This is a genomic window from Streptomyces sp. 3211.6 (assembly GCF_003634815.1).
GTDB lineage: Bacteria > Actinomycetota > Actinomycetes > Streptomycetales > Streptomycetaceae > Streptomyces > Streptomyces katrae_A.
Map to the genome: position 1 here is coordinate 568,459 of NZ_RBXC01000001.1, position 23,077 is coordinate 591,535.

21 protein-coding genes are annotated in these 23,077 nt (G+C 76.7%); 11 read left to right on the forward strand and 10 right to left on the reverse strand.

Features of this window, described 5'->3' with window-relative positions; translation table 11 throughout:
* Positions 1–39: 39 nt before the first annotated feature.
* The 3 genes from BX286_RS02895 to BX286_RS02905 are packed head-to-tail and all read left to right on the forward strand — an operon-like array spanning position 40 to position 2,721.
* A complete protein-coding gene (locus BX286_RS02895) occupies positions 40–1,104 on the forward strand; it encodes a type III polyketide synthase (protein WP_121014456.1) in 1,065 nt (354 codons plus the stop codon).
* Between the two features lie 52 nt (positions 1,105–1,156).
* Positions 1,157–1,690, forward strand: coding sequence for an isoprenylcysteine carboxyl methyltransferase family protein (locus BX286_RS02900; RefSeq protein WP_079432119.1), 534 nt, complete (start codon positions 1,157–1,159; stop codon positions 1,688–1,690).
* Positions 1,687–2,721 (forward strand): NAD(P)/FAD-dependent oxidoreductase, encoded by a 1,035-nt coding sequence (locus BX286_RS02905; protein WP_121014457.1) that lies wholly within the window; start codon positions 1,687–1,689, stop codon positions 2,719–2,721. The genes BX286_RS02900 and BX286_RS02905 overlap by 4 nt, the downstream gene beginning before the upstream one ends.
* 159 nt (positions 2,722–2,880) lie before the next feature.
* Here the strand turns inward: BX286_RS02905 and BX286_RS02910 are convergent, their stop codons facing one another.
* A complete protein-coding gene (locus tag BX286_RS02910; RefSeq protein WP_261993323.1) occupies positions 2,881–3,723 on the reverse strand; it encodes a hypothetical protein in 843 nt (280 codons plus the stop codon).
* Positions 3,724–4,174: 451 nt separating this feature from the next.
* On the opposite strand from BX286_RS02910, the gene BX286_RS02915 reads away from it, so the two are divergent.
* On the forward strand, positions 4,175–6,055 hold the full coding sequence (locus BX286_RS02915) for a carboxylesterase/lipase family protein (RefSeq protein WP_261993324.1): 1,881 nt from the start codon (positions 4,175–4,177) through the stop codon (positions 6,053–6,055).
* Positions 6,056–6,062: 7 nt separating this feature from the next.
* Here the strand turns inward: BX286_RS02915 and BX286_RS02920 are convergent, their stop codons facing one another.
* The gene (locus BX286_RS02920) at positions 6,063–7,418 is read right to left on the reverse strand and encodes a M64 family metallopeptidase (RefSeq protein WP_079431061.1); all 1,356 of its coding nucleotides are present in this window, start codon (positions 7,416–7,418) and stop codon (positions 6,063–6,065) included.
* 161 nt (positions 7,419–7,579) lie between these two features.
* Here BX286_RS02920 and BX286_RS02925 point away from each other — a divergent pair, with 161 nt between their 5' ends.
* Positions 7,580–8,914 (forward strand): tetratricopeptide repeat protein, encoded by a 1,335-nt coding sequence (locus BX286_RS02925; protein ID WP_121014459.1) that lies wholly within the window; start codon positions 7,580–7,582, stop codon positions 8,912–8,914.
* A gap of 160 nt (positions 8,915–9,074) precedes the next feature.
* On the opposite strand, the gene BX286_RS02930 is transcribed toward BX286_RS02925, so the two are convergent.
* Positions 9,075–9,320 carry a DUF6158 family protein gene (locus BX286_RS02930; RefSeq protein WP_079431059.1) on the reverse strand — a complete coding sequence of 82 codons (246 nt, stop codon included), beginning with the start codon at positions 9,318–9,320 and terminating at the stop codon, positions 9,075–9,077.
* Between the two features lie 42 nt (positions 9,321–9,362).
* A complete protein-coding gene (locus tag BX286_RS02935; RefSeq protein WP_121014460.1) occupies positions 9,363–10,463 on the reverse strand; it encodes an AI-2E family transporter in 1,101 nt (366 codons plus the stop codon).
* Positions 10,464–10,575: 112 nt separating this feature from the next.
* Between BX286_RS02935 and BX286_RS02940 the strand changes: the two genes are divergently transcribed.
* A complete protein-coding gene (locus tag BX286_RS02940; RefSeq protein ID WP_121014461.1) occupies positions 10,576–11,883 on the forward strand; it encodes an MFS transporter in 1,308 nt (435 codons plus the stop codon).
* Between the two features lie 130 nt (positions 11,884–12,013).
* Positions 12,014–12,751 (forward strand): hypothetical protein, encoded by a 738-nt coding sequence (locus BX286_RS02945; RefSeq protein WP_100862213.1) that lies wholly within the window; start codon positions 12,014–12,016, stop codon positions 12,749–12,751.
* Between the two features lie 9 nt (positions 12,752–12,760).
* Here the strand turns inward: BX286_RS02945 and BX286_RS02950 are convergent, their stop codons facing one another.
* From BX286_RS02950 to BX286_RS02965, 4 genes are all read right to left on the reverse strand, one after another.
* Positions 12,761–13,105 (reverse strand): hypothetical protein, encoded by a 345-nt coding sequence (locus tag BX286_RS02950; RefSeq protein ID WP_079431055.1) that lies wholly within the window; start codon positions 13,103–13,105, stop codon positions 12,761–12,763.
* Between the two features lie 142 nt (positions 13,106–13,247).
* Entirely contained in the window at positions 13,248–13,478 is a 231-nt protein-coding gene (locus tag BX286_RS02955) for a hypothetical protein (RefSeq protein WP_079431054.1), read from the reverse strand.
* 252 nt (positions 13,479–13,730) lie between these two features.
* Entirely contained in the window at positions 13,731–14,525 is a 795-nt protein-coding gene (locus tag BX286_RS02960) for a GntR family transcriptional regulator (RefSeq protein WP_100862214.1), read from the reverse strand.
* 154 nt (positions 14,526–14,679) lie between these two features.
* Positions 14,680–16,215 (reverse strand): IucA/IucC family protein, encoded by a 1,536-nt coding sequence (locus BX286_RS02965; RefSeq protein ID WP_079431052.1) that lies wholly within the window; start codon positions 16,213–16,215, stop codon positions 14,680–14,682.
* A 130-nt stretch (positions 16,216–16,345) separates the two neighbouring features.
* Between BX286_RS02965 and BX286_RS02970 the strand changes: the two genes are divergently transcribed.
* The 4 genes from BX286_RS02970 (at position 16,346) to BX286_RS36000 (ending at position 21,692) form a co-directional block, all read left to right on the forward strand.
* Positions 16,346–17,914 carry an IucA/IucC family siderophore biosynthesis protein gene (locus tag BX286_RS02970; RefSeq protein WP_121014462.1) on the forward strand — a complete coding sequence of 523 codons (1,569 nt, stop codon included), beginning with the start codon at positions 16,346–16,348 and terminating at the stop codon, positions 17,912–17,914.
* Between the two features lie 139 nt (positions 17,915–18,053).
* The gene (locus BX286_RS02975; protein ID WP_100862217.1) at positions 18,054–18,683 is read left to right on the forward strand and encodes a class I SAM-dependent methyltransferase; all 630 of its coding nucleotides are present in this window, start codon (positions 18,054–18,056) and stop codon (positions 18,681–18,683) included.
* A gap of 183 nt (positions 18,684–18,866) precedes the next feature.
* Positions 18,867–20,411, forward strand: coding sequence for an FAD-binding oxidoreductase (locus BX286_RS02980; RefSeq protein WP_261993325.1), 1,545 nt, complete (start codon positions 18,867–18,869; stop codon positions 20,409–20,411).
* Positions 20,412–20,471: 60 nt separating this feature from the next.
* Positions 20,472–21,692, forward strand: a complete 1,221-nt coding sequence (locus BX286_RS36000; protein WP_148710248.1) for a trypsin-like peptidase domain-containing protein — start codon at positions 20,472–20,474, stop codon at positions 21,690–21,692.
* Here BX286_RS36000 and BX286_RS02990 read toward each other — a convergent pair.
* Positions 21,646–22,041 (reverse strand): hypothetical protein, encoded by a 396-nt coding sequence (locus BX286_RS02990; protein ID WP_079431048.1) that lies wholly within the window; start codon positions 22,039–22,041, stop codon positions 21,646–21,648. The two genes, BX286_RS36000 and BX286_RS02990, sit on opposite strands and share 47 nt — an antisense overlap.
* A gap of 49 nt (positions 22,042–22,090) precedes the next feature.
* A complete protein-coding gene (locus tag BX286_RS02995; RefSeq protein ID WP_079431047.1) occupies positions 22,091–23,032 on the reverse strand; it encodes an AEC family transporter in 942 nt (313 codons plus the stop codon).
* Positions 23,033–23,077 lie beyond the last annotated feature (45 nt).

A 23,077-nucleotide genomic window follows, 5' to 3' on the forward strand; every position in this document is an offset into this window, starting at 1 on the left:
TTCTGCCCGATTGGCACCGTTCTTCCCTATGTTGGGCCAATGACCCGTGTCCTGTCGGTGAGCAGCGTGTTCCCGCCCCACCGGTATCCGCAGGCCCAGATCACGGAGGCGCTGGTGCGGTGTCTGCCGCCCGGCGCCGACGCGGCGCTGCTGCGCCGGGTGCACGCCTCGGTGCGGGTCGGGTCCCGCCACCTGGCGCAGCCGCTGGAACGTTACGGCCCGGACGGCGACTTCGGCACCTCCAACGCCCTGTTCCTGCGTACGGCCCTGGAGCTCGGCGCCGAGGCGGTCGGGCGCGCCCTCGACGGGGCCGGCCTGGCGGCGCCGGACATCGGGCTGGTGGTGTCGACGACCGTCACCGGGCTCGCCACCCCGTCCCTGGAGGCCCGGCTCGCCTCCCGCACCGGACTGCGGCCCGGCGTGCGGCGCGTCCCGCTCTTCGGGCTGGGCTGCGCGGCGGGCGCAGCCGGGCTGGGGATGCTGCACGAGCAGCTGGCCGGACGCCCCGGGCAGGCCGCGCTGCTGCTGTCCACGGAGCTGTGCTCGCTGACCCTCCAGCCCACCGACACCTCGATGGCGAACCTGGTGGCGGGCGCCCTGTTCGGCGACGGCTGCGGCGCCCTGGTCGCCGTGGGGGCGGAGCACCCCCTCCACGACCGCGGCACCGGCGGGCCGTGGGTGCTGGACGCGCGCGGGCGCCTCTACCCGGGCACCGAGCACCTCCTCGGCTGGGACATCGGCCACTGGGGCCTGCGCATGGTGCTGGGCCGGGAGCTGCCCGAGCTGGTCGGGCTGCACGTGGTGGAGGAGGTCGAGTCCTTCCTGGCCGGGCACGACCTCAAACCCGCCGACGTCGACGTGTGGATCTGCCATCCGGGCGGCCCCAGGATCCTCGACGTGCTGGCCGGCTCCCTGGGGCTGCCCGGGCACGCCCTCGCGGCGAGCCGGCGTTCACTGGCGACCGTGGGGAACCTCTCCTCCGCGTCCGTCCTGCACATCCTCGGCGCCGTCCAGGCCGCCGGGCCGCCCGCGCCCGGATCGACGGGGCTGATGCTCGCCTTCGGTCCGGGTTTCGCCTCCGAACTCGTCCTGCTGCGCTGGTGAGGTGCCCATGCCGCTGTTCCCGTCACTCCAGACGCTGACCCCGTCGACCCCTCTGACCTGGTACTTCCTCCTCCTTGCTCTGGTCGCCGCAGAGCGGCTGGCCGAACTTGCCACGGCCCGGCGCAATGCCGCCTGGAGCCTGGCGCGCGGCGGCCGGGAGTACGGCCGCGGCCACTACCCGGCCATCGTCGCCCTGCACGTCGCCCTGCTCGCGGGCTGCGCGGCGGAGGCCGCGCACCGGTCCTTCCTGCCCGCGCTCGGCTGGCCGGCGCTCGCGGTGGTGGTGGCGGCGCAGGGGCTGCGCTGGTGGTGCGTGCTGTCCCTGGGCCCGCGCTGGAACACCCGGGTCATCGTGGTGCCCGGGCTGCCCCTGGTGGCGGCGGGGCCGTACCGGCTGCTGCGGCACCCGAACTACGCGGCGGTGGTGCTGGAGGGTCTGGCGCTGCCGCTGGTACACACGGCGTGGGTGACCGCGCTCGTTTTCACCCTGCTCAACGCCCTGCTGCTGCGGGTGCGGATCCGCTGCGAGAACACCGCGCTCACCTACGCCCGGACGGCCGATCCGCTGCTGGGCCTGGTCCGGTGATCGACCTGCTGGTGGCGGGCGGCGGCCCGGCCGGGCTGGCGACCGCGATCCACGGGGCGCTGGCCGGACTGGAAGTGGTGGTCCTGGAACCGCGGCCCACGCCGATCGACAAGGCCTGCGGAGAGGGGCTGATGCCGGGCGCGGTGCGACGGTTCGAGGAACTGGGCGTTGCGGTGACGGGCCGTCCGTTCCGTGGCATCGGCTATGTGGACGAGGTGACGGGGCTGCGCGCGGAGGCGCTCTTCCGCTCCGGCCCCGGGCGCGGCTGCCGCCGTACGGACCTCCAGGCCGCGCTCGCCGACCGCGCGGCGGGGCTCGGCGTACGGGTCCTCGCGCGGCGCGTCGGGGAGGTCCGCCAGGACGGACGGCGGGTGTGCGCGGCCGGGCTGACGGCCCGGTACCTGGTGGCGGCGGACGGACTGCACTCGCCGGTGCGGCGCGGGCTGGGCCTGGGGGTACCGGCCGCGCCGGGACGGGCCGCCCGGTACGGGCTGCGCCGCCACTACGCGGTGGAGCCGTGGAGCGACCTGGTCGAGGTGCACTGGGCGCGCGGCGCGGAGGCGTACGTGACCCCGCTCGGGGCGGACCGGATCGGGGTGGCGGTGCTGACCTCGGAGCAGGCCCCGTTCGACGTACAGCTGGCCCGCTTCCCCCTGCTGACGGCCCGGCTGCCGCCACCGCCCGGCCGGGGCCCGGGGGTGCGCGGGGCCGGACCGCTGCGGCAGCGGGCGCGGACCCGGGTGGCGGGGCGGGTGCTGTTCGTGGGGGACGCGGCGGGGTACGTGGACGCCCTGACCGGGGAGGGACTGACCCTGGCGGTGTCGGCGGCGGGCGCGCTCGTGCGCTGCGTACGCGAGGGCCGGCCGCAGGAGTACGAACGGGCCTGGCGGGACCTGTCGCGCGGCTACCGCACGCTGACCTCGTCCCTGCTGTGGGCCCGCCGCCGGGCACCGCTGGCGGGGCGGATCGTCCCGCTCGCGGCCCGGATGCCGCGGGTGTTCGCGGGGGCGGTGAACCTGCTGGCCCGGTAGGCCGGGCGGGCTCCGTTCCCGGCCGGGGAGCGCGGGGCCTCCTGGTCGTCGGGGCCGCTCGGGGTGGTCGCTCACCCCGGGGATCCCTCCGGGAGTCGTACCTGCCGGCCGGCGGCGGCCCGGCCGGGAGTACCCGGCCGGGCCGCCGCCGCGTGGGGGTCAGGCCCCTTCGTCGGTGCGGGGGCAGGGCGGACGGTACGTCAGGGCCACGCCGGCCAGGATCGCTGCCGTGGCGGCGCCGAGAACCGTCGCAACGCCGGCCCACGGGTAGGGCGCGCCGAGGGTGCCGTCGAGGGGGTTGAAGTACGCGACTCCGCCGACGATGTGCAGCGCGACCACGGCCAGCGTCGCCACGGCCGCCCCCCGCCACACCGCAGGGGTGTCCCGGACGGCGAGCAGGGCGCCGAGCGGCAGGCAGAGCAGGGCCACCGCCAGGGGCACCAGCCGGCCGGGCTCGGGCGGCTGCGCGAGGTTCCCCGGCAGGTGCAGCACCCCGCAGAACAGCAGGGCGGCGGCTGTGGGCCAGCGCAGCACGTGGCCCAGCACACCCCCGCGCCGGGCCGCCCGGGCCGCCATGGCGTCGGCCGCGGTCGGGGCGGGTACGGGGACCGTGGCGCGGACCGGCGGGGGCTGCGGGGCGGGACCGGGCGGGGTCGCGGCGGCCCCGGCCGGGGGCCGGCCGGGCCGGGCGGCCGGGTCGGCCGTGCCCGCCACCCGCGCCGCCGGGCGGGCCGCGGGGGCGCCGTCGGGGCGGGCCGCGGGAGCGGGCGCGGTGCCGGGCGGGGTGCCGGGAGCAGGTGCGGGCGCGGTGCCGGGCGGGGTGCCGGGAGCGGGTGCGGGGCCCGCGTCGGGTGCCGGGTGTATGGCCGACACGGCGTGGAGGGCGGGGGCTGGGGAGGCGGGGGGTTCGGTCGGGGGGTCGAAGGTCGGTTCCGGGGTGGCGGCGGGGAGGGCGTCGCGGTCGCCGTGGTTCGTCGCCGCGAGGGGGCTGGGGTCATTCATCGAAAGCTCCGTCTCGCCGACGCGCGGGTCTACGCATCGCGCGCCGGTCATCGTGCGTCATGGGAAGCGCACGCTTGGTGACATTCAGCGGCATGGGGCGGCACTGCGCCATTCGGGGCGGGCAAACGGGGGCTCCCCCGGGGCGTCCGGGGCGCCGGAGCGGACACGCCGGGGCCGAGGCGGTCCGCGGGGCATCGGGCGGGGCACAGTGGCGGGGTGCCGGCCCCGCTCCCCGGGACCCCGTCGTCACGTTCCCGCCGTCGCCCGGAGGCCGGCCGAGCGGTGTCCGGCGCACGGCTCCGTGCGGGAAGGGTCCGTCGTCCCTGTCCGGCGCACCACCGGGAGCGTGTCCCGGCAACGCGGGGCGGGCGGAAGCGCGAGGCCCGGGGTCCGGTCCGGGAGGGGCACCCCACTCGTTCAGGAAGGCCACCCCCCGGGAGGGACGACAGCCGTGCCGGATCCCCACACCGACCCCGCCGACCGCAACATCCCGGTCGACCGCGCCGACCCCGGCGGCCCCGGCGGGCGTGACGGATCCGCCGACCGCGGAAGCCCCGCAGGCCGCGGGGACACCGGCAGTCCCGCCGGCCAGGCCGTCCGCGCCGACCCGGCCGACCCAGCCGACAGCGGTACCCGCAGGGCATGGCGCCGGCAGGCGCGTTTCGGCCGGGTGCTGCTCCCCCGGGTGCGCCCCGCGCGCCGCCTGGGCGGCGGGCTGCTGGCGGCGTTGCTGCCCGTGGTGGCGGTGTTCTGCGCCGCCGGGTACGGGAGCCCGTCCGCCGTGCGGCCGGAGGGGGGCGCGGGGCGGCCCGTGGTGCGGACCGCCGAGGGGCCGGTGCGCGGGCGGGTGCACGGGGCGTACGCGAGCTTCGAGGGGATCCCGTACGCCGCCCCGCCGACGGGGCGGCTGCGCTGGCGGGCGCCGCTGGCCGCGCCGCACCGGGCGGGCGTGCTGGACGCGGGGGCGCCCGGGGCCCGGTGTCCGCAGCTTCCGGCGGTCGGGCCGGGCGGGGTGAGCGGCTCGGAGGACTGCCTCTACCTCAACGTCACCGCCCCGGCGGGCCGGGGCCCGGCCCGTCCGGTGATGGTGTGGTTCCACGGCGGCGGTTTCCGCTTCGGCTCCGCGGACTCCTACCGGCCGCAGCCGCTGGCCGTGCGGGGTGACGGGGCGGTGGTGGTGACGGTCAACTACCGGCTGGGGATCTTCGGCTTCTTCGGCCATCCCGAGCTGGGCGGCGCCCCCGACTTCGGGCTCGCCGACCAGCAGGCGGCGCTGCGCTGGGTCCGGGCGAACGCGGTGGCGTTCGGGGGCGATCCGGGCCGGGTGACGGTGTTCGGGGAGTCGGCGGGCGGGCTCGGGGTCTGCGCCCACCTGGTCTCCCCCGCCTCTGCGGGCCTGTTCCAGCGGGCGATCGTGCAGAGCGGGTCCTGCTCGACGACGATGCCGCCGTACTCGGTGCTGCCGACGGCCGGGACGTACGAGCCCTTCGTGCCGCAGCGGCGCGTGGCCGAGGCCGGGGCCGGGGCGGCCGCGGAGCTCGGCTGCGGCGGCCGGCCGCCCGGCGCGGTGCTGGACTGCCTGCGCGGCCTGGACGCGGCCCGGCTGGTGACGGCCTCTTTGATGGAACGGTTCTCCGCGGTGGCCTACGGCAACGCCCTGCTGCCCCTGGAGCCCCGCCGGGCGCTGGAGTCCGGCCGCTTCCACCGGGTGCCGGTGGTGCAGGGCAGCACCCTGGACGAGATGCGGCTGTTCATGGCCCAGACCCTCGCCTCGTACCCGGTGGACGGGGAACGGGGCTACGGCGAGCGGCTGCGGACCTCCTTCGGGGCGTCGGCCCCGGCCGTGGCGGCCGCGTACCCGCAGGCGGCCTTCCCGACGGCCGCGATCGCCTTCGCGACCCTGCTGTCCGACGCCTCGTTCACCTGTCCGACGCTGCGCGACAGCCGCGCTCTGGCCCGCCACGTCCCGGTGTACGGCTACCTGTTCGGTGACAGGGGGGCGCCCAACTTCACCGGCCTGCCGGAGCTCGCCGGCTTCCCGTTCGGGGCGGCGCACGGCTTCGAACTGCCGTACCTGTTCACGATGGTGCCCATGACGGCCCCTCAGGCGGAGCTCGCGCAGCGGATGACCGGGTACTGGACCGGTTTCGCCCGCACCGGAGCTCCCGGGGCGCCGGGAGCTCCGGCCTGGCCCCGGTTCACGGGACGGGCCCCGTCGGTCCTGAGGCTGGCGCCCGGCCCGGGGGGCGTCCGGGCGGTGGACGCGGCGGCCGCGCACCACTGCGCGCTGTGGGACGGCCTGCCGGTGCCGGAGGCCGGCACCGGCGGCTGAGCGCGTACTACAGCCGGACGTCCCAGGTCGCGGTGGAGGACAGGCTCCGGGCGATCTCCGGGTCGCGGACGGCCGGGGTGCGGTCCTCGGCGGTCACCGACAGCTTGTGGGTGCGCAGGTCCAGCAGCCACAGTTCCGCCACCCGCACCTCCGTCCGGCCCGCGAACCGCTTCAGCTCGCGGCCGTCGAGGTACCAGCGGACCGTCGGCTGCCGCCCGTCGGCGGAGGCCAGGTGCGCGACGGAGGCCTTCGCGGTGTTCCGCAGCCGCAGGGGCCGGTCGGTGGGGGTGAGCGGGGTGACGAGGCGGGTGTGCCGCTGGAAGCCGGCGATCATCGCCTCCACGCCGGGGAGGTTGAACGGTTTGCCCAGCACCCGCATGATCGAGTTGTCGGTGGGCCGGTAGAGGCCGGTCACGTAGTAGCCGCCGCCCTCGTAGGCGCCGACGGTACCCCCGTCGGGGGAGGTCTCACCGAGCCAGCGGTACCACTTGGCGCGCTGCGCGGCCATCGCGCCGGCGTCCAGGGTGGAGGTGTTGGGGGCGGCGGGCTCGGCGCCGGTGTACTTCTCGTAGTCGGGGACGCCCGGGTAGAAGTACTCGTCGGCGAGCTTGCCGAGGGAGTGGCCGGTCTCGTGGATGGCGACCTGGCCGGACTTGGGGTGGCCGGCGGAGGCCGTGGAGATGCCCTCGTAGCCGAGGGTGGGGCTGGGCTCGTTGTAGCCGGCGCCGCCGTACTTGGCGCTGTTGGCGAGGACGACGACCAGGTCGGCGGCGGGCGCCTTCGCCACGTACGCGTCGACCTTGGGCTGGTCCACGCACAGGAGCCGTTCGATCGACTCGCACCAGAAGTAGGAGCCGAGGGCGGTGTCGCGGACGGTGTCCGGGCCCGGGTCGCCGGAGACCCCGGACTGGGCCGAGACGGCGTCCACGGTCCACACGTTGAACAGGTCGCGGTAGGTCGTGTAGGGCTCCACGGCCGTGACCTCGGCCCATTTGGCGCGGACGTCGGCGTGGAAGCGGTCCAGTTCGGCGGCGGTGTAGCCGTCGCCGACGAAGACCACGTCGAGCCGGTCGGCGGTGGGCCCGTTGTCGACCGTCTTGGTGACCTGCCCGTCGGCGGCCCGCGCCGACTCGGAGAGGCGGGGCGCGGCCTTCGCCCGGCCGGCGGCCGGGACCCGGGTGTGGCCGGATCCGGCTTCGGTGCCGTGTTCCGGCCCGGGTATCTCGACCTCGACGCCGGGGCGGGCGGTCGGGCCGGGCGGCGGCGCCGCTGCCGCGGGTACGGCCGGGGCGGCCAGGAGCGCGGCGCTCGCGCAGACGGCCGCGAGCGCCGCGCGCAGGGCAGGCCGGATGGTTCTCTTCATGAAGTCCTCCGCCGGGGCAGGGAGTTGAGGGGGGTTAAGTGAACGGTTAACTCGACTGAACCGGCTGCTTAAACTAGGGGGCGCGCGAGGGCGTGCGCAATGGATGACTCCCACCGGATACTGGGGAGTTGAGGAAACCTCGTGGACAACAAGGGGAGTTCATGGACGAACCGTCCGAGATCGGGCGCCGGGTGCAGCGGCTGCGCGGCGAGCGCGGGCTGACCCAGCGGCAGTTGGCCGAACCCGAGTACACCCCGGCGTACGTGTCCACCCTGGAGGCGGGGAAGGTGCGGCCCTCGGAGACGGCGCTGCGGTTCCTCGCCGGGCGGCTCGGCACCTCGTACGAGGAACTCACCACCGGGCGCCCGGCCTCCCTGGGCACGGAGCTGCGCCTGGCCCTGACCGACGCCCAGCGGACCCTCGCCACGGGCTCGGCCCGGGAAGCCGCGGGCCACTTCCGGCGACTGCTCGCGGAGGCGGAGCGGCACGGGCTGGCCGACGAGCGCGCGGAGGCCCTGCTGGGGCTCGGCGACTGCGCACTGGAGGCGGGGGAACTGACCGAGGCGGCCGGGCACTTCGAGGCGGCGGAGCAGGTGCTGGCCGGCGAACCGCTCCCCCGCCGGGCCCGGCCGATCCGCGGCCGGGCCGTCGCGCACCTGCTGGCCGGTGAGCTGCGGTACGCCTGCTACCTGCTGGAGTCCGCCATCGACGGCCTCAACGCGGGCGGGCTCGCCGACCCCGAGGCGCTGGTGCTGCTGTACTCGGCGGTGATCGGCCCGTACATCGACATGGGCGCCCACGCCCGCGCGGCGCACGCGGCGGAACTGGCGCTGGCGCTGGCCCCTCAGGTCGCCGACCCCGCGCTGGTGGCGGGGATGCACCGGCAGGTGGCCCGCACCTTCCTCGCCGAGGGGCGGGTGGCGGACGCCGACGCCTCACTGGCCAAGGCCCAGGCCGTCTACCGGCAGCTGCGGCTGCGCACCGATCTGGCGCACTGCCACTGGATGCGGGGCTACGTCCAGGCGCAGCACGGGGAACTGGCGGCGGCGGAGCGGGAGCTGCGGATCGCCCGGGAGATGCTCACGGCCCGGCGGGCCGCGCTGTACACGGCGCAGGTGGAGGTGGAGCTGGCGGACGTGCTGCGCCGGCTGGGCCGGTACGAGGAGGCGGCGGAGCTGGTGTCGGGGCTGCTGGCGGAGGGCTCGGACCCGGGCGCGGTGCACGCGGGCGGGGCGCACCGGCTGCTGGGGCTGATCGCCGAGGAGCGGGGGGACACGGAGGCGGCGGAGGAGCACTACGTACGGGCGCTGGCGCTGCTGGAGCGCAGTGGGGCGGGCGGGGACCTGGCCGACCTGTGCCGGCTGCTGGGGGATCTGCTGCGCAGGGGCGGCCGGACCGAGGCGGCCCTCGACGCCTACCGCACCGGCCTGGGGCATCGCGCGGCCCCCGGCACCACCACCCTGGGCCCGGCCCCGGCGGCCCCCGCGTTCCGCTGAGGCCCGGTTCCGCTGCGCGGGGCTGGTCCCCTGCCCGGCCTTCGCCCGTTCCTCCCCCGGCTACCGCTGGGCGGTGCCCCCGGGGGCACGGCCCCAGACCCCGCGCCTCAAACGCCGGCGGGGCCGGATTTCGCCGCTGCGCGGGCCGGGATCAGGAGGGCTACTGCTCTCCCGGCTTCCGTGCGCGGGCGCCCTCGCGGGTGCGGGCCGAGGCGGGGGCGCGCTGCGGGTGCCGGCGGAGGTATTCGTCCTCCAGTTCCTTCAGCCGCTGCGTATGCGTGGCCAGCGCGTCGTCCGAACCGTGGAGCAGGGTCTCGTGCCGGGTGCGGTGGATGGTCTCCAGTTCCTTCAGCAGCCGGTCGTCTCCGAGATTCCGCGGCGCCGGTCCGCCGGAGCGCTCTGCCATGGCAACCACCTCCACGTCCTACGGTAAACGGGTCGCGCCGGTTCAGCCGTCCGGCCCGGGCCCCGCCAAGGGCGGCGGCTCCGGCGGCGGCAGGGGCGCGGCCGCCGCCGCGGCGTGGGCGCGCAGTGCGGTGCGGACCGACCAGGTCACCGAGACCAGCGGCACGGCGACCACCGCGCCGACCACCCCGGCCGCGATGGCCCCCGCGACCACGGAGACGGCCACGACCAGCGGGTGCAGCGCCACCGCCCAGCTCATCACCAGCGGATGCAGCAGATGGCCCTCGATCTGGCCGATCACCACGATGAGGGCGATCACCACCCCTGCGATGACCGGCCCCTTCGCCGCCAGCGCGACCACCGCGGCGACCGCGAGCGCGACCGGGGAGCCGATCAGGGGGACGAAGGCGGCGAAGAACTCCAGCAGCGCCAGCGGGAGGGCCAGCGGGACCCCGAGGAGGTAGAGGGCGAGTCCGACGAGGGCCGCGTTGGTGGCCGCGACCAGCACGATGCCGTGCGTGTAGCCGGTGAAGGTGCGCCAGGCCGCGCGCCCGGCGACGCCCACCCGCTCGCGCGCCGCCTCGGGCAGCTGGGCGCAGAACCAGGCCCACTGCCGGTCGCCGCCGTGCAGGAAGAAGACGGACGAGAACACCGCGAGCGCCAGGACGGTCAGGACCTGCACCACGTGCCCGGCGCCGCTGACGGCCGTGCTGAGCAGGGTCGAGCGGTGGGAAGAGAGGTAGGCGCCGATGCGGGACTGGATGTCGGTGAGGGCTTCCGACTTCAGCCGGAACGGCGGCCGCTCCAGCCATTTCTGGATGCTGACGAGGCCTTCGCGGAACTCCCTGACCAGGGTCTCGCTCTCTCCCGCCACCGCCTCCCCGACCAGGGCGAACACGCCGAGCAGCACGACGGCGCTGCCGAGGAGGCTGACGGCCACCGCCAGGGAGCGGGGGACCAGCAGGGCCAGCCGGCGCGACAGGGGTGACAGCAGCGCGGTGATGACCAGGCCCAGGAACAGGGCGACGCCGATCTCGTGGAAGCGGCCCAGGAGCACGAAGACCGCGTAGACGGCAGCCCCGACGACCAGCAGGCGCCACGCATAGGACGCTGCCGTACGCAGGAACGGGGACACCGGCGGCATGACCCATGGTTGCCACCGGGGACGGGCCGTGCCACGCACCGGGCGCCGTTTTGACCCGTCCGGGGGAAAATGCGTTGCCGGACGGCGAGGCGGGCCCGCACGATGGCCCGTTGTGAGTAGCTCCCGTCTGTCCTCCGTACTGCCCGATCTGTCCCCCTGGCGTTCCAGCCGTGACTTCCGGCTCCTCTTCTTCCAGGGCACGGTCACCTACTTCGGCTCGTTCATGGCGATGATCGCCCTGCCACTGCAGATCAAGCACATGACGGACTCGCCGCTGGCGGTCGGTGCGATGGGTGCGGTGGAGCTGGTACCGCTGGTGGTGTGCGGGCTGTACGGGGGCGCGCTCGCGGACGCGGTGGACCGGCGGCGGCTGATCCTGCTGACGGAGGCCGGGCTCGGGGTGCTGGCGCTGGTGCTGCTGGTGAACGCGCTGCTGCCGGACCCGGTGCTGTGGCCGCTGTACGTGGTGGCGGCCGGGGTGTCGGCGCTGAGCGGCCTCCAGCGGCCGGCGCTGGACTCGCTGATGGCGCGGATCGTGCCGCACGACCAGCTGACGGCCGCCGCCGCGCTGAACGCGCTGCGCTACCAGTCGGGGGCGATCGCCGGACCGGCGCTGGCCGGCGTCGTCGTCGCGTACGCCGGCTACGCCTCGGCGTACGCGGTGACCGTGGTGGGCTTCGCCGTCTCGGTGGCCTTGTGCGCGCGGCTGCGCCCGGCGCCGCCCGTGGGCGGCGCGGAGCGGCCCTCGCTGCGGTCGATGGCCGAGGGGGCGCGGTACGCGTGGAGCCGGCCCGTGCTGCTGGGCACGTACGCCGTGGACCTGGCGGCGATGTTCTTCGCGTTCCCCAACACGATCTTCCCGTTCCTCGCGGACGAGCTCGACGCCGAGTGGGCCCTGGGGCTGATGTACGCGGCGGGCGCGGTGGGTTCGCTGGTGCTGGGGCTGACCAGCGGCTGGGTCTCGCGGGTCCGCCGGCACGGGCTGCTGGTGGTGTCCGGGGCGGCCGCGTGGGGTCTGGCGATCGCCGCGGCGGGCTGGTTCTCCAGCGTCTGGCTGGTGCTGGTGTGCCTGGCGGCGGCGGGCGCGGGCGACATGCTGAGCGCGCTGGGCCGCTCCACCATCTGGAACCAGACGATCCCGGAGGAGCTGCGGGGACGGCTCGCGGGGATCGAGGTGCTCTCGTACAGCGTCGGGCCGCAGCTGGGCCAGGTGCGGGCGGGCACGATGGCGGGCTGGACGGGCACCCGGCCGGCGTTCTGGAGCGGGGGCCTGGCCTGCGTGGCGTCGGTGGCGCTGCTGGCCGCGCTGCTGCCGAAGCTGATCTCGTACGACGCGGACACCGACGCGGACGCGCTGCGCCGCCGGGCCGCCCGGGAGGGGGCCGCCCGGGAGGCGGACCCGGCGGGCGCGGCGGCCTGAGCGGGCGCGGCGGGCGGATCCCGCGTGAGGGGCGGATCCGGCGCGGCGGTCAGGTCCGGCGCCGGTCGCGGGGCGCCCGAACGGCGGTCCCCGTGGTGCGCGGGGCGGCCGTCACCGGGAGGGTGACCGCATGGGCGACTGGTGGTACCGCAACATCCTGGAGCCGGGGAAGCTGCCCCTGCTCCTGGCCCTGACGGCGTTCGTCGTGACCTTCGTGGCGACCCGGGTGATCACCCGGATGATCCGGGCCGGGAAGGGCCCCTTCCGCAACGTCACCCCGGGGGGTCTGCACGTCCACCACTGCGTGCCCGGGGTGATCCTGATGACCGTCGGCGGTTTCACCGCGATCGCGGGTGGCCGCGCGGGGTGGGGGTCGTGGGTGGCGGCCGTGCTGTTCGGGATGGGGACGGGCCTGGTGCTGGACGAGTTCGCGCTGATCCTGCACCTGAGCGACGTCTACTGGAGCAAGGAGGGCACGCTCAGCGTCGAGGTGGTGGTGATGACCACGGCCCTGGCGGGGCTGCTGCTGTGCGGGTTCCTGCCGCTGGGCGTGGACGGTCTGACCGAGGACCAGCTGGAGAACCGCCTGTTCCTCGTGCTGACCGTGCTGTTCAACCTGATGCTGGCCGTGGTGGCCCTGTTCAAGGGCAAGCCGCGGCTCGCGGTGTTCGGGGTGGTGGTCCCGCTGATCGCCCTGATCGCTGCGGTGCGGCTGGCCCGGCCGGCCTCACCGTGGGCGCGCCGGTTCTACGGCCGGCGACCGAAGACGCGGGCCCGGACGCTGCGGCGGGCCTACCGGCACGACCGGCGCTGGAGCGGGCTCGAGCGCCGGATCGGCTACCTGATCGGCGGCACGCCCAGCCGGTGAGAGCGGTGCTCAGGCCGAGGCGGCGGGGGCCGCGTCGAGCTCCCAGGCGTGGCGCTTGAACTCCTTGCGGAAGTCGGCGTGGTCCTCCCACTGGCGGGCGATGCCGCGCAGTACGTCCCAGTGGTGCTCCACCGACTGGTCGATGACCTTGCGCACCAGCGGCTCGGCCGTCTCCCGCGTCGCGATGAGCCCCTTGACGGCGGAGGCCTCCAGCACGCTGTTGCGCAGCGCGCGCAGGGCCCGGGAGGTGTCGTCCATGGCGAAGCCGCGCTCGCTCCCGGTCTCCGCGTCGAACAGCGGGGTGAGCCGGGCCTCGATGAACGCGGTGATCCGCTCGAAGTGCTGCACGTCCATCAGGGTTCTCCCGTTCCCGCCGGGCCGGCGCACGGCTCGGCACGGCTCGTCTCGTCGGAGCTGCTCCGGCTGAGCGCTCGGGTGCAGGATACGAGGTCAGGGGCGCCCGGGGTGACGCCGGGCGGGCCGTCGGCCGTCGGGCTCAACGCCGCAGCGGGTCAGGTGCGGTGACGGCGAGGAGGGGCGGCGCCGGGGAGGTGTGGCGGTGGCCGCAGGGCTCGAAGAGCAGGACCACGGGCTCGCCCGGGCGCTGGCGCCAGGAGATCCGCTCCGGCGGGGTGGCGCAGCGGGGACATGCGGGCAGCGGGCCCGGCTCGGTCCGGCACTCGGGCGCGGCCGACAGCAGCGGCGGCACGGTGTGCGGGTCAGGCATGGAGGCTCCCTCCGGAGGTTGCGCTCCAGGCACTGTGCCATGGGCGGCGCCTCCCGCGCACGGGTGAATCGGCCCGCGTTCGGGCAGGTCAGAGCCTCCGGGGCCGGGGAAACCGGGCCGTGGGGGGGGCAGTTGGTGATCAACTGCTCCTCCGTTCGGCCTCCACCAGGCCCGACTCGTAGTTTGCGGGCGTTGGCGGGTGCCGGCCGGCTGAGGGCCGGCCGGCCCGCCCGGATCGCGCGCGGCGGGCCGTCAGCTGACGCGGAAGGCGATGGCCTCGGGTTCCCGGTGGAAGGTGACCTGGTCCCATGCGGGGAAGGCCAGGTCGGTGACGGCGAGCAGCCGGCCGGAGGCGTCGTGCACGGTGCGGCGTACCGAGAGCCCGCAGGCGGGGGACGCGGCGGCGGGGTGGCTGGTCCGGGTCATGGTGATGGTCTCGGCGGTGCGTCCCCGGGCCGTGACCCGCTCCAGCCAGCGGTGCAGCGGCCGCAGGTCCTCCTCCCGTGCGGCGGACGGCCGTTCCAGGTAGGGGGCGAGCTCCGGGGTGCGGGCCACCACGGCCGGGCAGAGGTAGGTCACGGTGTGCTGGAGGGTGCGCCCGTCGGCGCCGTACACGCGGTGGTGGTGGACCAGCGTGCGTTCCCCGCCGCGCATGCCGAGCAGGGCCGCGAGGGAGGGCGGCACGGTGACCAGACCGAGCCGGGCCCGGGCCGCCGGGCGGGCCGGGCCGCGGGCGGGCGGGGCGGGGTACGGGGAGAGGGGCGCGTCCGCCCGGCCGGCGGGCCGGGCCGGCCGCGGGGACGCCTGCGGCGGGGCGGCCCGGGTGCCCCGGCGGCCGGTGACCACCAGGCCGTCGGCCCGCAGCTCCTGGAGGGCGGCCCGGACGGTCTGCCGGTTGACCTCGTAGCGGGCGGCGAGGGTGCGTTCGGAGGGCAGTCTGCCTCCGGCGGTCCGGGCGGCGTGGTCGAGTTCGTCCCGCAGCGCTGCGGCGATCCGCTGGTACTTGGGCATGGCGGCGGGGCCGCCGCCCCGCGAAGGGGAGGGCATGGCTTCTCCTCTGACGGGTGGTCAAGGACTGCGCGGTCTGCCCGCCCAACCTAGCATTGGTCTATACCTTTCTCCATGCGGTCCGCGCCCCCCGCCGCACCTTGGCCGGATCCGGCACCGCCCGCCCCGCGCCCGGGTCCGCCGCCGCCCTCCGCTATCCGCGCAGGGGGTTGGGCAGTTCCAGGTAGCGCGCGTCCGCACCGTCCGCGCGGGTCCACCGCAGCAGCAGGTTCGTCTTGGCCGGAAGCGCGGGGGCGTCCAGGAGCCGGGCGATCTCCGGCAGGCCGTGCTCGGTGTCGTAGCGCAGGAACTCCTCGCGCACCGCCGGCCACACCCGGCCGGCCAGCTCCGGGCGGTGCTCGGCCAGGGCTGCGGCCACCTCCGCCAGGTGGTTGACGACCAGGCAGTACACGAGCCGTTCCCAGGCCGCCTCCCGCGGCATGTCCTGCGGGAGTTTGACCCCCTCCGCGTCCCGGAACAGGGCCTGCACGGGCGTCCCCCGGCCGTCGACGGCGACCAGGCAGTTCTGCAGGTGGGCCTCCAGCACGATCCCGTGCCGCGCGAACAGGTCGAGCACCGGGGGGACGACGTGGCGCAGGTACGCCCGCCACCACCCCGCCGGATCGGCCGCGCCCTCCAGCGGGCTGCCGGGGAACCCCTCGGCGAGCGCCGCGCACAGCAGGGGTGTCGCCCCCGGCAGCACCCGCCCGCGCAGCCCGTCGCGGACCAGGACGGCGAGCTCCTCGAAGGCGAAGGCGGCGGTCCGGTAGCCGCGGTCGCACAGCCACACCGCGCTCGCACCGGTGCGGCGGCGCAGGTCCGCGAAGCCCTCCTCCACGGCGCGGTCGGTGCGGCGCAGCTTGAGCAGGTCGTGGCGCCACAGCCGGCGCACGTCGTTGGTGATGCGGACGTCGAGGCTGAACTTCGCGAACAGGTCGGCGTCCGGGCCGGACGCGTGCACGGTACGGATCGAGGCGGTGGGCCACACCGGCAGCCGGGTCGGCCCGAGCCGCAGCAGGCGCCCGTCGGCGAGGGCCCCGCACACCTCCGGGCGGCCGGCGACCAGGTCGAGCTGCCAGGGGTGCGCGGGCAGCGCCCGGTAGCCGGCCGGCGGACGGGGGCCGTCGAGGAGTCCGGCCAGCGCGTCCACCGCCTCCTGGGCGGCCGCCCCGCCCTCCTCGGCCACCTGGTCCTCGCGCAGGGCCAGCATCACGAGCGGGAAGCGCGCGTGCGCCTCGGGGGCGTACGGCAGCCACCCGGCGGAGGGGCCGCCGCCCCGGGTCTTGGGCGCGGGGTGGTGGGGGTGGCCCATGAGCAGGGCCTGCTCGGAGCGGACGTAGGGGTCCTCGGGCACCTCGGCGCCGGCCCGGGCGGCCAGCAGCGCGGCGACCGTGTCACGGCTGTCGGCCATCTCCACCGGCAGCTCGTCGTTGGCGACGCCGGTGTGGCGCAGCAGCTCGTCGGAGGCGAGCTTGACGAGTTCGGCGTGGCTGAGCGGGTGCCAGCCGGCCGCGGTGTGCAGCTCGGGGTCCGCGGGCCGGCGGCCGCCGCCGACCCGCAGGAGCCGGCCGCTGCCGCGCAGCCGGTGGACCTGCCCGCCCTGGGCGTCGGTCACCTCCCGCAGCAGGCAGTTCAGGAGCGGGGCGGCGGCATATGCGTCGGCGGCGGCGTTGAGGTCCACTGGATCCATTCGGGGCTTCGGAGCTTCGATGCGCCGGGGTCCGCGTGCGGGACCACCGGCCGTGATCTTCAGTATCCGGGATGATGACCTGATCACCGGGTAAACCCCCCGGTCGAAGCGATCCGAAAGGAACAGGACCCTGGACGGCAGCACGCACGTTCCCCCGCCCTCCCCCGGGCCCGCCCCGGCGGGTACCGCCGAGGGCGCGGTCGCCGCCGCGCTGGACGGCGTACGGCCCGGGCTCGGGCCCGCGTACGAGGCCGCGCTGGACGGCGCGCGCTCCGCCGTGCTGACCCGGCTCTGGCGGGCGCTGGCCTTCGAGCCGCTGCCCTGGGTGGTGGGCCGGGAGCAGGGGCCGGACTCGCTGAGGCTGCGGCTGGCCGGGGGCGGCCTGCTGGAGGGGCCGCGCCCGGACCCGTACGCGACGGACGCCCACGTCACCGAGGTGCGGCTGGACGGACGGGCGTACCGGCAGGCGGCCCGGCTGGTCGCGGCGCTGCGGGTGCCGCACGGCGCGGCCGGCCCGCTGGGGGCCGCCTTCGCCTCCTTCGCGGCCGAACTGGACGACAGCACCGCCTCCCTCGCCCTGTCCCGGGCCGGGCAGCCGCCCGGGGAGCGGGCCGAGCCGGCCACCACCTGGGAGTGGGAGCAGCGGGTGGTCGACGGGCACCCCTACCACCCCAACTGCCGCTCCCGTCCGGGGTTCTCGGTGGCCGAGCAGCTGGCCTACGCGCCGGAACACGGTCCCCTGGTCGGGCTCGGGCTGGTCCGGGTCCGGGCGCGGGAGTGCCTGGTCTCCGGGGACTGGCCGCGGGAGCTGCGCGACGGGGACCGGATCCTGGTCCCGGTGCACCCGTGGCAGGCCGAGCACGTGCTCAAGGGCGAGGAGGTGCTGGCCGGTCCGGCGGCGCACCCGCTGATGGCCCTGCGCACCCTCGCCCCGGCGGCGGGCGGCGCCCATGTGAAGACGGCCCTGAGCACCCGGCTGACCTCCTCGGTGCGGGACATCTCCGCCTATTCCGTCGAGACGGCCGCCGTGGTCTCGGAGTTCGCGCACGCGCTGGCCGGGCGGCTGGACGGCCGCCTGCACGTCACCCGCACCCTGGGCGCGGCCACCGCCTACAGCCCGGACCTGGCGGCGGTGCTCCGCGAGGCCCCGGAGGACTACGCGCGGGCCGGCGAGCGGGTGGTCCCGGTGGCGGCGCTGGCGGGCACCCGGCTCGCCCGGTCGGCGGAGTGGCAGGCCCGGTTCACCCGGCTGGCCCTGTCGGTGTGCCTGCGGGTGCTGGAGCTCGGGGTGGCGCTGGAGGCCCACGGCCAGAACCTCCTGGTGGTCCTGGCCCCCGACGGCACCCCGGTGCGGCTGGTCTACCGCGACCTGGCCGACATCCGGATCAGCCCGGCCCGGCTGGCCCGGCACGGCCTGCCGGTGCCCCCGCTGTCGGGCCGGCTGGTGACGGACGACGAGACGGTGCTGCGGCGCAAGATGTTCGGCTCCCTCGCGGCCGGGGCCCTCGCCGCGACGGCGGGCTCGCGGCGGGCCTTCGGCGCGGCGCTGGCCGCGGGCCTGGACGCCCTCCCCCCGACGGCCGACGCGCAGGCGCTGCGGGGACCGCTGCCGGTGAAGGCCCTGACCCTGATGCGGCTCAGCCCGGGCGTACCCGGGGACCAGTGGACCCAGCTCCCGAGCCCCCTGTCCGGGGGGTGAGGCAAGGGGGCGGCGGACACCGGTGGGCGCGGCCGTCCGCCCCGTCGGCGCAAGGCGAGCGCCGCGACGTCAGGTCGTGCCCCGGCCCCGGCCGGCGCCCCTGGGACCACCCGGCACGGCGGCGCTAATGTGCGGGAGCATGACAGCCACCTCGCGCCCCGGTGCCGTACCGGCGCCCTCCGCCCGCGTCGCCGTCGACCACGCCGGGCCGCCCCGGGACGAGCCGCCGGTGCGGCCGCTGGACCGGGCGGTGCTGGACGCGTTCGCCGCGTACGCGCGCGGTGCGGGCGGGGCGGTCGCCGACGTGGGCTGCGGGCCGGGCCGGGTGACGGCGTACCTGGAGCGGCGCGGGGTACGGGCCTTCGGCGTCGACCTCTCCCCGGCGATGGTCGCGGTGGCCCGGCGGACGTATCCGGGGCTGCGGTTCGAGGTGGGCCCGATGGCCGCGCTGGACGTGGCGGACGGGGCGCTGGGCGGGGTCCTCTCCTGGTACGGGACCGCCCAGGGCCGGGTGGAGGAACTTCCCGCCCTCTTCGCCGAGTTCGCCCGGGTGCTGGCCCCCGGCGGCTACGCCCTGATCGCCTTCGAGGCCGCCGGGGAGGAGCACCCCGGCGACCGTCCGGGCGCGTACGGGACGGCGCCCGGGCTGATCGCCGGTCTGCTCGGGGAGGCCGGGCTGGCGGAGGTGGCCCGCGTGCTCCGGGCGCCGGACGGACGGGAGCGGGCGCCGCAGGGCTTCGCCTTGGCCCGCAAGCCGCCGCGGTCCTGACGGGGCGGCAGCTCGCGCCCGCAGCTGCCGCCGGGAGGTGCCCCAGGCCCGCGCCGCCCGGCGAGATCCGGAAGAGACGACCCGGGTGGCGGGGGCCGCGCGGTGTCCGCCGTTCGGGGGACAACTCGGCTCCGGCGGGCCCGCCTTCGCCCCGATCGGGGCGGGTGGTGGCAGGAAGGAAGTATGAAGATTACACGTCGCCGGGTCCTCACGGGGGCGGCCGCCGCCGTGCTCGGCGCCGCCGGAGCGGGCTCCCCCGCCCGGGCGCGGACCCCGTTGGCGGGCGCCGCGGGCGGGCCGGACTTCGGGGCGCTGGCCCGGGCGATGGACGGGCGGCTGGTCCTTCCGGGGGACGGGGACTACGCCGAGGCCCGGCAGCTGTTCCAGCCCCGCTTCGACTCCGTGGCCCCCGGAGCCGTGGCCTATCCGGCCCACGCCGGTGACGTGGCCGTCTGCCTGGACTTCGCGCGGCGCTCGGCCACCCCGGTGGTGCCGCGCGGCGGCGGGCACGGCTACGCGGGCTGGTCCACGGTGGAGGCAGGGCTGGTGGTCGACGCCGGGGCCATGGCCGGGGTGGCGGTCGAGGGGGACGAGGTGCGCGTCGGCGCGGGGGCCCGGCTGGCCGACGTGCACGCGGCCCTCGCCGGACGCGGCCTCGGCGTCCCCGCCGGGCTGTGCCCCTCCGTCGGCATCGCCGGACTCACCCTCGGCGGCGGCCTGGGCCTCTCCTCCCGGGCCCACGGCACCACCTCCGACCGGCTCATCGGAGCCCGCGTGGTCACCCCCGACGGGGTGGTCCGCGAGGCCGGACCCGACCGGGACCCGGAACTGTTCTGGGCGCTGCGCGGCGGCGGGGGCGGCAACTTCGGGGTGGTCACCGAGTTCCGGCTGCGCACCCATCCGGTCGGGGACGCCGCCTTCGCCGAACTGCACTGGCCCGGCGCGGACTCGGCGGCGGTGGTGCGCGGCTGGCAGAGCTGGCTCGGGGGACTGCCGGACCCGTTCTGGAGCCAGGCCGAGTTCACGGTGGAGGCCTCCTCCGCCGCCGTCCTGGCCGTCCGGGCGGTGTGCCTCGACGGGCGGGCGGAGCTGGAGCGGGAACTGGCCCGGCTGGCGGGGCTGGTGGGGCGGGAGCCGCGGGACTCCTGGATCACCGTGCGGAGTTACGGGGACACCGTGCGGGCCATGGCGGGCTGTCCCGACGGCGGACCCGAGCGGTGCCGGCTGCCGGGGCGGCTGCCCGGCCGGGATCCGCGGGGCCTCCTCGGCCGGGACTCGTACGCGGCCCGCTCCGACTTCTGGGACGGGCCCGGGCTGCCGGAGGCGGCGGTCGGCGCGGTCCTCGACGCCGTCGGACGGTACGGGCGGGCCGTGCCGCCGGGCGGGCTGGGCGTGGTCCAGTTCGACGGGGTGTGCGGCGGGGCCGTGAACCGGGTGCCTGCCGGCGCCACCGCCTTCGTCCACCGCGACAGCGCCTTCCTGGCCCAGTACCTCGCGTACTGGCCGCCGTCCGCGACCGCCGCCGAGGCGGCCCGCCACCAGGACTGGCTCGACGGGCTGTGGCGGGCCCTGCGCCCGTGGGCGGGCGGCCGGGCCTACCAGAACTACGCCGACCCGAAGCTGACCGGCTGGCGCGAGGCCTACTACGGGCCGAACCTCCCCCGCCTGGAGCGGGTCCGGCGCGCCTACGACCCGGACCGGCTGCTGCGTTTCCCCCAGGCCGTCTGAAACCCCGGCCCACCCGTGCGACCGCCGGGCCCGCCGGGCCGTCACGAACAGGAACGAGACATGCTGCGTACGTTCACCCTGGCGGCGGCGACCGCCGCCCTGCTGCTGCCGGGCGGGCCGCTGCCCGCTGTGGAGACCGGGACCGCCGAGGCCTCGGCCGGGCACTGGACCGCGCGGGAGGCCGCCGCGTTCTGGACCCCGGAACGGATGGCCGCCGCGGTCCCCGTCCCCGACCCGCCGGCGCCCGGCACCCCGGCCCCGGCCCCGGCGCCCGTCCAGGGCACCGCCCCGGCCCCGGCCGCCCCGCCCTCTGCCGCCCCCTCCGCCCCCTCCGCCGCTTCCGCCCCCTCCGCCGCTTCCGCCCCCTCCGCCGCTTCCGCTCCTTCCGCTCCTTCCGCTCCTTCCGCCGCGGCGGGGCCCGCCGCCTCCGCGGCTGCCGTGTCGGCGGTCCCGCTGCCCGTGCCGGCGGCGAGCACCCTGCCCGCCCCGGTGCCCGCGGTCCCCGCGCCGACGACGGCCCCCTCCCCGCTGCCCGCGCCGGTGATCCCGTCCGCCGCGCCGGGGGTGGGGCAGGACTTCGACGGGATCCCCGTCGTCGGCAGGATGTTCGTCATGCAGGGGGCCGGCGCCTACTTCTGCACGGCCAGCGTGGTCTCCTCCCCCGGACGGAACCTGGTGCTCAGCGCCGCGCACTGCCTGCTCGGCACCGACACCCGCCAGGTGGCCTTCGTACCGCAGTACACGCGCGCCAACCCCCGCCCGTACGGCATGTTCCCGGTCCTGCGGGACGCGGCGGGGAAGTCCAAGGTGTGGATCGCCTCCCGCTACCGCGCCGAGGGCGCCGCGAAGGCCGCCACCCTCGACGTGGCCTTCGCCCAGGTCGGCCCGGACGCCGACGGCGAGGACGTCGAGGACGTGGTCGGCGGGAACCGGCTCGTCACCGGGGCCACCTTCAACCACCCCAAGGTCCTGCTGATCGGCCACCCCGCGCCCGCGCCGCGCCCCCGCGCCTGCGTCAACAAGACGACCAAGTTCACCAGCACCGACCCGGGGAGCCCCGGATCGTTCCTGCGGATCGACTGCACGGGCTACCCGGGCGGAACCAGCGGCGGGCCGTTCATCACCCGCTTCGACGAGGACACCTCGACCGGGGACGTGGTGGGGGTGATCGGCGGCTGGGAGACCGGCGGGCCCACGGCCGACACCTCGTACAGCGCCTACTTCGGCGCGGAGATCAGGAAGCTGTACCAGTCGGCGGTCGCCGGGGTGCGGGCGGAGTGAGCACCCGCACCCATCGGGTCCGGCGCGGGTTGCCGACCGTCCGGGGGGTCACCGGGACCCCCTCGACGCTCAGCGGGTCGGCCGGGGGCAGTTCGAGCTGACGGCGCAGATCGGCGAGGGCCGCGTGCACCGGCGCCAGGATGACCTCGGCCCGCGGGTGGACGTGCGCGAGGGCGTGGGCGGTGGTCTCGATCGTCTCGGCGGCGTCCTCGGCGGCGGTCCGGCTCCACCCGCCCGGCCCGCCGGCGCTCCAGGGGGCGACGGCGTCGTAGAGGTGGCAGGCGGCATCGGCCGCGGCGTCGGCCCGTTCGCCGACCCCCGGCGCCGCGATCATCGGCAGCAGCTCCATACCCGGCACAACGAGCGGAGCCCCCGGGGGGAACGAGTCTCGGACGCCGCTAGGAGGCGACCGTCTGGAGCCAGAGGGGCAGGAGCAGGAGGGAGACCACCGAGCTCTTGATCACGACCGAGGCGGAGAGGCCGACCCCGACGTCGTAGCGCTGGGCGAAGATGAAGAGGTTCTGCGGGGTCGGCATCGCGGCGATCAGGACGAGGTAGGCCAGCCACGGCCCCCGGACCCCGAAGAGCCCCGCGCACACCGCCCAGGCCAGCAGGGGGAAGGCCAGGCACTTGAAGGCGATCAGGGCGGCCTCCTCGCGGGTGGTGCCCCGGACGTCCAGGCCCGCTCCGCCGAGGTGCAGTCCGAGGGCGAACAGGGCCACCGGGGAGGCGCTGTCGCCGACGAACGAGGCGCCGTCGAGGAGCACCTTGGGGACGTGCACCGACAGCAGGTTGAGCACGATGCCCGCGTTGCAGGCCAGGACGAGCGGGGTGGCCAGGGAGGCGGCCAGGGCCCGGGAGAGGCGGGCCGCGGGTCCGCCCCCGTCGGCGCGGCCCAGTTCCATCAGGGCGATCACCACGAGGGAGAGCACGCACACCTGGAACAGCAGCACCGGGAAGATCGGGGCGGCCGTGCCGAAGAAGGTGATGAAGACGGGGACGGCGAAGTAGGCGGTGTTGACCTGGACCCCGGCCATCACGCGCAGCGCCACCGCCCGGGGCTCCCGCACGCCGAAGGCGGAGGCGCCGAGGACCACGAGGAGCACGGCGAGCGCGGCGGCGGCCGCGTAAGCGCCGATGGCCCGCCAGTCGAACAGGGCGCCCAGGTCGGCGGCGTAGATGTTGCCGAAGAGGTAGCAGGGGACCGCGAAGAGGAAGGCGTAGTCGGAGAAGGCCTTGGAGGCCTCCGCCGGGACGGTCTTGCGGCGGGCGAGCAGGACCCCGCCGCCGAAGGCCAGCAGGACCGGCACCAGTTTCTCGAGTGCGGCTGCCCCGCCCATGTGTACGGCTCCCCCGGTCGTGCCGGACGACGTTGTCCGACGGTG